This is a genomic window from Mesorhizobium sp. M7A.F.Ca.CA.004.12.1.1, from assembly GCF_003997835.1.
Lineage (GTDB): Bacteria > Pseudomonadota > Alphaproteobacteria > Rhizobiales > Rhizobiaceae > Mesorhizobium.
The window spans coordinates 1-9758 of record NZ_RZRK01000157.1 but is presented as its reverse complement, the minus strand read 5'-3'; the positions used below and the strand labels follow the sequence as shown (position 1 = coordinate 9758).

Sequence of the window (9758 nt, the reverse complement as noted above, 5' to 3'; positions counted from 1 at the left end):
GTCGTGGCATTGTGTCCGCCGATCTCGATCGTGCCGGAATCCGGCCGTTCCAGCCCGGCGATCAGCCGCAGCGTCGTTGTCTTGCCGGCCCCGGTCGGCCCGAGCAGCACGACGAATTCACCATCTGCTATGTGCAGGTCGAGGCCGTCGACGGCGACATGGTCGCCGAAACTCTTGGTCACGTTCTTGATGTGCACCTCAGCCATGCTGGGCCCTCCGCTCCGAGGCGACATCGTGGATCGCGGTTCTCACCGCGCGGCCCGATCCCTTCTCGAACAGCGACAGGCGCGCGCTGCTCAGCGTCAGGCCGACATGGTCGCCGGTGGAGAGCCGGATTTCGGCCGGCACGCGTGCCTTGATGATACCGTCCGCCGTTTCGACCGCGACGATCTGCGTGGTGCCGAGATATTCGGTGCCATAGATGGCGCCGCGCAGCTTGGAGGCGTCGTCGAAGCGTATGTGCTCCGGGCGGATGCCAAGGGCCATGTCGCTGGGTGCGATGTCCTCTCGTACCTCCGGCACCGCGACCTTCGCACCTTGCACGATGATCTCCCTGGCGCCTTTGGCCAGCCCGCCGCCAAAACCCAGAAAATTCATCGGCGGGGAGCCGATGAAGTCGGCGACGAACATGGTTGCCGGGCGGTCGTAGATTTCGCGTGGGCTTCCGAACTGTTCGATGACGCCATGGTTCATCACCGCGATCTTGTCGGCCATCGACATCGCTTCCATCTGGTCGTGCGTGACATAGACCGTCGTGGCACGGATGCGGTTGTGCAGTTCGCGCAGTTCATGGACCATCAAATCGCGGAATTCGGTGTCGAGCGTGCCGAGCGGCTCATCCATCAGGAAGCACTTCGGCCGCCGCACGATGGCGCGGCCGAGCGCGACCCGCTGGCGGTCACCACCGGCAAGTCCGGAGACGGATTTGTTGAGCAGATGATCGATGCGCAGCAGTTTTGCCGTTTCCTCGACACGGGTGCGGATCTCGGGCGATGGCATGCCTTGCGCCAGCAAGGGGAAGCCGATGTTCTTGCGCACATTCATGTGCGGATAGAGCGCGAACAGCTGGAAGACGAAAGCGATGTCGCGCTCGCGGGCCCGCAGCATGGTGACGTCGTCGCCGCCGAGCAGGATCTGGCCGCCGGTCGGCAATTCGAGCCCCGCGATCATGCGCAACGTCGTCGTCTTGCCGCAGCCCGACGGCCCGAGCATGACGAAGAACTCGCCATCCTCGACGACGAAGTTAGAATCCTGCACGGCGACGAAATCGCCGAAGGCCTTTCTCAGGTGCTGGACGCGGATTTCGGCCATGATTATTCCGGGAACTTGGAGACGATGATGAACATCACGGTGCCGGCGAGCATGGTGATGAAGGAGTAGGTGTAGAGCGACAGCGCGAAGGGCTGGAACAGCATCAGGAAGCCGATGGCGATCAGTGCCGTGGCGATGTTCTCCATCAGCCCGCGCCTGGCCCAGGCCGGCCAGCGCGATTTGCGTTTCTCAGGCTTGGTCATGCTCATTTACGCACCGCGCCGAAGGTGATGCCGCGCAGCAATTGCTTGCGGAGCAGAATGGTGAAGACCAGGATCGGCACCAGGAAGATCGTCGTGCCGGCCGCGACCGCCGGCCAGTCCTGGCCGCCTTCGCCGATGATGGTCGGGATGAAGGGCGGCGCGGTCTGCGCGGTGCCCGAGGTCAGGAGTGCCGCGAACGCGTACTCGTTCCAGGCGAAGATCAGGCAGAAGATCGCGGTCGCTGCAATGCCGGTCGTCGCTTGCGGCAGCACGGTGCGCCAGAAGGCCTGCAGCCGCGTATAGCCGTCGATCATCGCCGCCTCTTCGTACTCGCGCGGGATTTCGTCGATGAAGCCTTTCAGCAGCCACACCGCCAGCGACACGTTGACGGCCGTGTAGAGCAGGATCATGCCGAGCGCGGTGTCCGACAGGCCAAGCTCGCGGTACATCAGGTAGATCGGAATGGCGACGGCGATCGGCGGCATGAAGCGCGTCGACAGGATGAAGAACAAAAGGTCGTCGGCGAGCGGCACCTTGAAGCGCGAGAAGCCATAGGCCGACAGCGTGCCGAGGAACACGGCGCAGAAGGTCGAGCCGAAGGCGATGATCAGCGAATTGACGAAGCGCGGCAGGAAGTTGGACGGGCCGGCGATCACCATGTTGCGCTTGCGCGTGGTCTCGTCGCAGAAGCCTGTCGCCGGCCCCAGCGAGTTGATGTATTCCGGCGTCTGACGGGTCCGCGTCGTGAACAGATTGCAGTAGCCTTCGAGGCTGGGCTGGAACAGGATCTTGGGCGGATAGGCGATCGAATCCGGCGGCGTCTTGAAGCTGGTGGCGAAGATCCACAGCAGCGGCACGATCGAGATCAGTGCGTAAAGCACGATGATCGTGCCGGCGATCCGTTTCGAGTTGCTGCTCGGTGCGACGACCGAATGGGCTGTGGTCAGGCTCATCTCTGCTTCACCTTGTTCAGCGCCTTGACGTAGATGTTGGCGAGGCCGAACACCGCCACGAAAAGAATGATTGCGAAGGCCGAGGAATAGCCGGTGCGCCAGCTCTCGAAAGCCTGCCTTTTCAGCGTGATCGAGGCGACCTCGGTGGTCGAGCCCGGCCCGCCGCCGGTCAACAGATTGACCATGTCGAACATCTTGAAGTTCTCGATGCCGCGAAACAGCACAGCCAGCATGATGAAGGGCAGCGCCATCGGCAGCGTGATCGACCAGAATTGCCGCCAGTTGGAGGCGCGGTCGACCTCGGCCGCCTCGTAGATGTATTCGGGGATGGAGCGCAGGCCCGCGAGGCAGATCAGCATCACGTAGGGTGTCCACATCCAGGTGTCGACGATGATGATCGACCAGGGCGCCAGCGACACGTTGGAGAGCATCTGGATATCGGTCGGCGGGATCCTCGTGACGAAGGATATGGCGTAGGCGAACAGGCCGATCTGCGGCTCGTAGAGGAAGCGCCAGAAATTACCGACCACCGCCGGCGACAGCATCATGGGCACCAGGATCAGCGTCGTCCAGAAGGCGTGGCCGCGGAACTTCCTGTCGATCAGCCAGGCCAGGGTGAAGCCGATCAGCGTCTGCAACAGGATGGTCCAGAACACGAAATGCGCCGTCGTCTGCATGGCGATCCAGATATCCTTGTCGCCGAGGATGCGCTGGTAGTTGGCAAAGCCGAGGTTCTTCACCACCTCGTTCGGGCGGTTGGCGCGGTAGTTGGTGAACGACAGATAGATCGCCCAGAACAGCGGAAAGATGTTGATGGCCAGCAGCAACAGGATCGTCGGCGAGATGAACAGCCAGGCGAGGCCCTTGTCGCTGATGCCCCGGACCTTGCGGGCCAACGGCTCCGGAGTCGCCTGGGCAACGTTCTCCGCGGTCCGATTGAGCATGGTGAGTCCTGCTTCGGTCACTTGGTCGTCTCTGTCATGGAATTTATCTGAACTGCGTCCCGTGCCAAGGGCGGCACGGGACGCATGGGTCGAGCTCGGGAGGAGCCGGGTTACATCTTGCCCCAGTTACATCTTACCGTCGTCCTGGAAGACCTGCGTCCAGTCCTTGACCAGGCCGTCCAGCGCATCCTTGGCCGAACCTTGGCCGGCGACGACATAGTCGTGGAAACGCTTCTGCGAGGCCTGCAGCAGCGGGGCGTAGCTCGGCTCGGCCCAGAAGTCCTTCACGATGGCCATCGAGTCGAGGAAGGTCTGCGCGTAGGGCTGGCTGGCCGGGAAGCCCGGGTCCTTGACCACCGCGTTGAGGCAGGAATAACCGCCGAGCGACCACCATTTGGCCTGCACCTCCTTGTTGGCGAACCACTTGATGTATTTCAGCGCCGATTCCTGCTTGTCGGAATAGGACACCACTGAGATACCCTGGCCGCCGAGCTGGGCGAACTGCTCGCCGTCAGGCCCCTTCGGGTTGACGAAGTAGCCGATCTTGTCGCCGCCGACATTCTCGTCCTTCTGCAGGCCTGGCCATGTGAAGGCGAAGTTCATGTGCATCGCCACCTGGCCGGATTTGAAGGCGTCGACCCCTTCGCCCATATAGCTGTTCGAGGCACCCGGAGGCGTGCAGCAATCATAGAGCGCCTTGTAGAACTCCAGCCCCTTTACCGATTTGTCGGAGTTGACGAAGCCTTCCATTTCGTAGGGCTTTTTGGGGTTTTCGTACTGGAAGCCATAGCTGTAGAGCACGTCCATGGCGCCCATGGTGATGCCTTCCGAGCCGCGCTCGGTGTAGATCGAGGCGCCGTAGACGGTCTTGCCGTCGATCTCACGCTTCTGGAAGAACTCGGCGACCTGCTTCAACTGGTCGAAAGTGGTCGGCGGGCCGAGATCCCAACCGTACTTCTCCTTGAATTCCTTCTGCAGTTCCGGCTTGGAGAACCAGTCCTTGCGATAGGTCCAGCCGACGACGTCGCCCATGGCCGGCAGCGCCCAGTAGTTCGGCGTGTTCTTCGGCCATTCCGAATAGCCGACGACGGTTGCCGGCACGAAATCGTCCATGCTGATCTTCTCCTTGTCGAAGAAGTCGTTCAGCTTGACGTAGTGGCCGTTCTCGGCAGCGCCGCCGATCCACTGGCTGTCGCCGATGATCAGGTCGCACAATTTGCCGTGCGAGTTCAGCTCGTTGAGGAAACGGTCGGCATAGTTGGTCCATGGCACGAACTCGAATTTCATGCCGATGCCGGTTTCCTTGGTAAAATCCTTGGACAGTTCGACAAGCGCGTTGGCCGGGTCCCAGGCGGCCCAGCACAGCGTCAGGTCTTCAGCGTGCGCGACGTTCGAGACGGCTGTCGACGCTGTGATCGCCGAGGTCAGTCCCAACGCCAGTTTCAAGCTCGATTTCATGACTTCCTCCCATTTGCGAAACGCGCCCGGATGACGGTTTCAAAAAGCCCTCAACCCCTCTCCTCAGGGGCCCAAACATGGCTGCGCGGTTATGCTGCGGATGTTTAGTAATTTGTTTAGTGATGCAATTTTTACTAAACAAAGCAAGCGAATTCGTTGCTGCGCCGCAGCATGCTTATCGCGATGTCTGAAAACGTTGGAGAAGCGCGGCTCGCTGGTCGGCTTACCGAAGCTGTTCAGGCCGATTGTGACCAGGACGTGGGGTCGCCTCGGCTTCTCAACCGACCCTTCTGGTGCTCACCATCACCTTCCGGATCGGCGGTGCCGGCGGCAGCAGCATACGGATATCGGCGAACGGGAACGACGGTTCGAAGCGGAAGGCTTCGGCCGAGGAGCCTTGCGCGCCGTTGCACTGGCCGGCGCGAAAGGCGTTCTGTGTCCGCGCGATGTCGACGAAGCGGTCGGGATCCTGCGACTGATGCATTCGGATCGCCTCGGCCTTGACGTCGGCATGGGCGGAAATGTCGACATAGTGCGTCGGCGAAAAACCGGTGCCGCCCATCGTGTCGGCATGCAGCACCGGGACGGCGAAAGACGCCGCGATGCGCACGCCGTCCGACAACGCGCGATGGTCGGCGTGATAGTCGTTGGGCGCATGCGTGATCACCAGATCCGGGCCGGTTTGACCAATCAGTGCTTTCAGAGCTCCGATCAGCGCTGCATCGGCCACCAACTCGCCGTCCGGGAAGTCGAGGAAGCGTGGCATTGCGCCTACCAGCGCAGCCGCGGCCGTTGCTTCATCGCGACGGACACGAGCGAGAACAGCGGGATCACTCGTGCCGCCCCTGGCACCATCCGTGGCCATGGCAAAAGTGAGCTCTGCGCCTTGCGCGGCATAGGCGGCCATCGTACCGAACATGAAGATCTCGATGTCGTCCGGATGGGCACCGAGCGCCAGGATTTTCAAATCACTCTCTCCCCGGAACTGGAACAACGTGACGAACGGAATCCTGCTCGCCCTGATCGCCTACGCAAGCTATTCGGGCAGCGATGCCGTTGTCAAAAGCCTGGGCGGTCAACTCACGATCTTCGAGATCGGCTTTTTCATAACTTTGTTCGCGGGCTTCTTCCTATTCTTCACGCGACCTGCGGGCGAACGCTGGCGCGATTTCTGGCGCACCAAAAGACCATGGGCGGTGCAGGCGCGCGCCTGGGCGGGCATCGCTTCCGGCGTGCTCAGCGTCTACGCCTTCACCACCATTCCTCTGGCCGAGTCCTATGCGCTGATCTTCCTGGCGCCGCTCTGCGTCACCATTCTCTCCACGGTGATCCTCAAGGAGAAGGTCGGCCCCTGGCGCTGGCTGGCGGTGGTCGCCGGTTTTGCCGGCGTCATGCTGGTGGTGCGGCCTGGCTTTCGCGAACTCAATCTCGGCCATCTTGCCGCCTTCGGCGTTGCTTTCCTCGCGGCCACCAGCGTCATCCTGATGCGCTCGCTGGCGCAGCAGGAAAAGCGCACCACCATGCTCGGCGTGCTGGTCGGTTGCGGCCTGCTGTTCAACGGCATCGGTGCCGCCGCCACCGCCTTTACTGTTCCCAGCGGAAAGCAGTTGCTGTGGCTGGCAATGGCCGGTGCCTTCACCGCGGGTGGACAATTCCTGCAGCTGCTGGCCATGAAATACGCGCCCGCCAACCGCGTCGCGCCGACGCATTATTCGCAGATCGCCTGGGCGGTGATCCTCGGCGCGTTGTTCTTCCGGGAATATCCGGACGGGCTGTCGCTGGTTGGCCTGGCGGTCGTTGGCGGCGCCGGCCTTTTGACCATGGTTCGTGAGGAAGCGCGGCTGGGCACCGTGCGCTGGAACCCGTTTTCGCGCACCCGGCTTTAAACCGACTCTGGTTGCGCCTTGGCCGTAACCGCTGATATGCGGGCGCCATGACCACAAAACCCCTGCCGGAGCTTCCTGTATCCGCCGTGCTGCCGGCGCTGACGGAAGCGCTCGGCGATGGCAACAGCGCCGTGCTGGTGGCGCCGCCGGGCGCCGGCAAGACGACGCTGGTGCCGCTGGCGCTGCTTGACGCGCCTTGGCTCGGCGCCGGCAAGATCATCCTGCTTGAACCGCGCCGGCTCGCCGCCCGCGCCGCCGCCCGCCGGATGGCTGAATTGCTTGGTGAGGAACCTGGCGCCACCGTCGGCTATGCCATGCGCATGGAAAACCGCATGTCGGCAAAGACCAGGATCGTGGTCGTCACCGAAGGCGTGCTGGCGCGCATGATCCTCGACGATCCCGAACTGCCCGGTGTTTCGGCTGTCATTTTCGACGAATTCCACGAGCGCTCGCTCGACGGCGATTTTGGTCTCGCTCTGGCGCTCGACGTCCGAGGGGCGCTCAGGCCGGATCTGCGCTTGGCAGTGATGTCGGCGACGCTCGACGGCGCGCGTGTCGCCAAACTCATGTCGGGCGCGCCGGTCGTCGAAAGCGAGGGTCGCGCCTTCCCCGTAGACATCCGGTATGACGAACGCCCCGCCGGCATCGCCATCGAGGACGCGATGGCCAAGGCGATCCGCGCTGCCCTTGCCGACGAGAGCGGCAGCGTGCTTGCCTTCCTGCCCGGCCAGCGCGAGATCGAGCGCACCGCCGAACGGCTGGCCGGCAAGGTCGGCACCGATACCGACATCGTCCCGCTCTACGGCATGCTCGACGGCAAGGCGCAGGACGCGGCGATCAAGCCGCCGCCGGCCGGCCGCCGCAAGGTGGTGCTGGCCACCTCGATCGCCGAAACCTCGATCACCATCGACGGCGTGCGCGTCGTCATCGATTCGGGCCTGTCGCGGCTGCCGCGCTATGAGCCGGCCAGCGGCCTCACCCGGTTGGAGACCGTGCGCGTCAGCAAGGCTTCCGCCGACCAGCGCGCCGGCCGTGCCGGGCGCACGCAGCCAGGCGTCGCCATCCGGTTGTGGCGGGCCGAGCAGACGGCTGCACTCCCCGCCTTCACGCCGCCGGAAATCCTTGAGGCCGATCTGTCCGGACTGCTGCTCGATTGCGCTGCCTTCGGCGTTGCCGATCCGGCAGGGCTCGCTTTTCTCGATCCGCCGCCTGTTCCGGCCCTTAATGAGGCAAGGGGGCTACTACGCGCGCTGGATGCCATCGACGACACGGGGCGCCTGACGGACGCGGGTGCAGCGATGCGCAAGCTCGCCCTGCCGGTGCGGTTGGCGCACATGGTTGCCGAGGCAGCCGGCAGCGGCCATGCCTTCGAGGCGGCGATGCTTGCCGTGCTGCTCACCGAACGCGGCCTTGGTGGCGACGGCGCCGATCTGGAGCGGCGGCTGATGCGTTTTCGCGGGGAAAAATCGCCACGCGCTACAGCCGCCAAGCAGCTCGCCGAACGGCTGGCGAGGCAGGCTGGCGAGGCGAAGGGCAGCGAAGCTGCGGCAGCCGGTCCCCTGCTCGTCCACGCCTGGCCGGATCGGGTGGCGAAGGCGCGCGGCGAGCGTGGCCGTTTCGTGCTGGCCAACGGCTCCGGCGCCATGCTCGACGCCGCCGATCCGCTGGCGGGCGAGCCGTTTCTGGTCGTCGCCGACCTGCAGGGCAAGGCACAGAATGCACGCATCACGGCGGCGGCAGCGATCGGCGAGGACGATGTCCGCGCCGCGCTGGCGGACAGGATCGAGGTCCGCCGTGAAACGAGCTTCGACCGCGACAAGCGCGCCGTGCGCGTCCGCGAAACCGTGCGCCTTGGCGCCATCACGCTTGCCGAGCGCATGCTGCCGCCGCCAATCGGTGCTGACGCCGACCGCGACGTCCTCGATGCGGTGCGCCAGCACGGGCTGTCGCTGCTGACCTGGAGCAAGGAGGCGCAAACGCTGCGCCAGCGGCTTGGCTGGTTGCATCGAGGCCTTGGCGCGCCCTGGCCCGACATGGCGGATGACGCCCTCATCGAGCGCCTCGACGACTGGCTGCTGCCTTACCTGTCCGGCGCGGCATCCTTTGCCGCCATCGATGCGGGCGTTGTCTCGGCCGGGCTGGCCAGCCTCGTGCCACACGATCTGCAGCGCAGGATCGATACGCTGGCGCCGACCCATTTCGGTGCTCCGTCGGGCAGCCATGTGCCGATCCGCTATGACGGCGAATGGCCGGTGCTGGCGATTCGCGTGCAGGAGCTGTTCGGCCTCGACCGCCATCCTTCGATCGCCAATGGCGCCGTGCCGCTGACGCTCGAACTCCTGTCGCCGGCACACCGGCCGATCCAGACGACGCGCGACCTGCCCGGCTTCTGGCGGGGCTCCTGGGCCGATGTGCGCGCCGACATGCGCGGCCGCTATCCCAAGCATGTCTGGCCGGAAAACCCGCTGCTCGCGACCGCCACCGCCCGCGCCAAACCCAGAGCATGATCCCAAAAAGTGGAAGCCGGTTTTTGGAAAAGATCATGCTCAAACAAGAAGTAGAGCCCCGTTCCGACTCCTCGGATTGGGGCGGTACCTAGCGTTTGCCGCTTCGCGGCTGTAACTCATGGCCATGATCAACGTTTTGCGTTCGCCCGATTTCCAGCAGAGCCAGAGATTGCGCCTCAACACGCTGATCCGGTTGCGCTGGCTTGCCATTGTCGGTCAGAGCCTGACGGTGCTCGTCGTCGCCTATGGGCTGAAGTTTCCGCTGCCGGTCAGCCTCTGCTTTGCCCTGATCGCCTGTTCGGCATGGATGAACCTGTTTCTCGCCTTCCGCTTTCCGGCGGCGCACCGGCTCACGCCGCTTGCCGCCTTCGGCATCCTCATCTTCGACAGCCTGCAGCTTGCCGGCCTGCTCTATATGACCGGTGGCCTCACCAACCCGTTCTCGCTGCTCATGACCGTGCCTGTCGTCATTTCGGCGACATCGCTGCCCCTGCGC

General features: G+C 64.0%; 9 protein-coding genes and 1 pseudogene. 3 read left to right on the top strand and 7 right to left on the bottom strand.

Annotation, left to right across the window (positions count from 1 at the left end):
* The 7 genes from EN984_RS11005 to EN984_RS10975 form a co-directional block, all read right to left on the bottom strand.
* The coding region (locus EN984_RS11005; protein ID WP_164765435.1) for an ATP-binding cassette domain-containing protein at window positions 1–206 on the bottom strand (206 nt) is incomplete at its 3' end.
* A complete protein-coding gene (locus tag EN984_RS11000; protein WP_127269192.1) occupies window positions 199–1311 on the bottom strand; it encodes an ABC transporter ATP-binding protein in 1113 nt (370 codons plus the stop codon). The genes EN984_RS11005 and EN984_RS11000, both read right to left, overlap by 8 nt.
* Window positions 1312–1313: 2 nt before the next feature.
* Window positions 1314–1520 (bottom strand): hypothetical protein, encoded by a 207-nt coding sequence (locus EN984_RS10995; RefSeq protein ID WP_127269191.1) that lies wholly within the window; start codon window positions 1518–1520, stop codon window positions 1314–1316.
* On the bottom strand, window positions 1517–2467 hold the full coding sequence (locus tag EN984_RS10990) for a carbohydrate ABC transporter permease (protein ID WP_013528079.1): 951 nt from the start codon (window positions 2465–2467) through the stop codon (window positions 1517–1519). Before EN984_RS10990 ends, EN984_RS10995 begins: the two co-directional genes overlap by 4 nt.
* On the bottom strand, window positions 2464–3411 hold the full coding sequence (locus tag EN984_RS10985; protein WP_127269190.1) for a sugar ABC transporter permease: 948 nt from the start codon (window positions 3409–3411) through the stop codon (window positions 2464–2466). The genes EN984_RS10990 and EN984_RS10985 overlap by 4 nt, the downstream gene beginning before the upstream one ends.
* A 126-nt stretch (window positions 3412–3537) precedes the next feature.
* On the bottom strand, window positions 3538–4869 hold the full coding sequence (locus tag EN984_RS10980) for an ABC transporter substrate-binding protein (protein ID WP_127269189.1): 1332 nt from the start codon (window positions 4867–4869) through the stop codon (window positions 3538–3540).
* Window positions 4870–5146: 277 nt separating this feature from the next.
* Entirely contained in the window at window positions 5147–5836 is a 690-nt protein-coding gene (locus EN984_RS10975; RefSeq protein ID WP_127273168.1) for a PIG-L deacetylase family protein, read from the bottom strand.
* Window positions 5837–5864: 28 nt separating this feature from the next.
* Here EN984_RS10975 and EN984_RS10970 point away from each other — a divergent pair, with 28 nt between their 5' ends.
* The 3 genes and pseudogenes from EN984_RS10970 to EN984_RS10960 form a co-directional block, all read left to right on the top strand.
* Window positions 5865–6755, top strand: coding sequence for a DMT family transporter (locus EN984_RS10970; RefSeq protein WP_127271454.1), 891 nt, complete (start codon window positions 5865–5867; stop codon window positions 6753–6755).
* A gap of 47 nt (window positions 6756–6802) precedes the next feature.
* Window positions 6803–9262: an ATP-dependent helicase HrpB gene (gene hrpB / locus EN984_RS10965; protein WP_127271567.1), complete on the top strand. Its 2460-nt coding sequence runs from the start codon at window positions 6803–6805 to the stop codon at window positions 9260–9262.
* 118 nt (window positions 9263–9380) lie between these two features.
* Window positions 9381–9758 (top strand): annotated as a pseudogene (locus tag EN984_RS10960) (sensor histidine kinase); the annotation flags it as partial.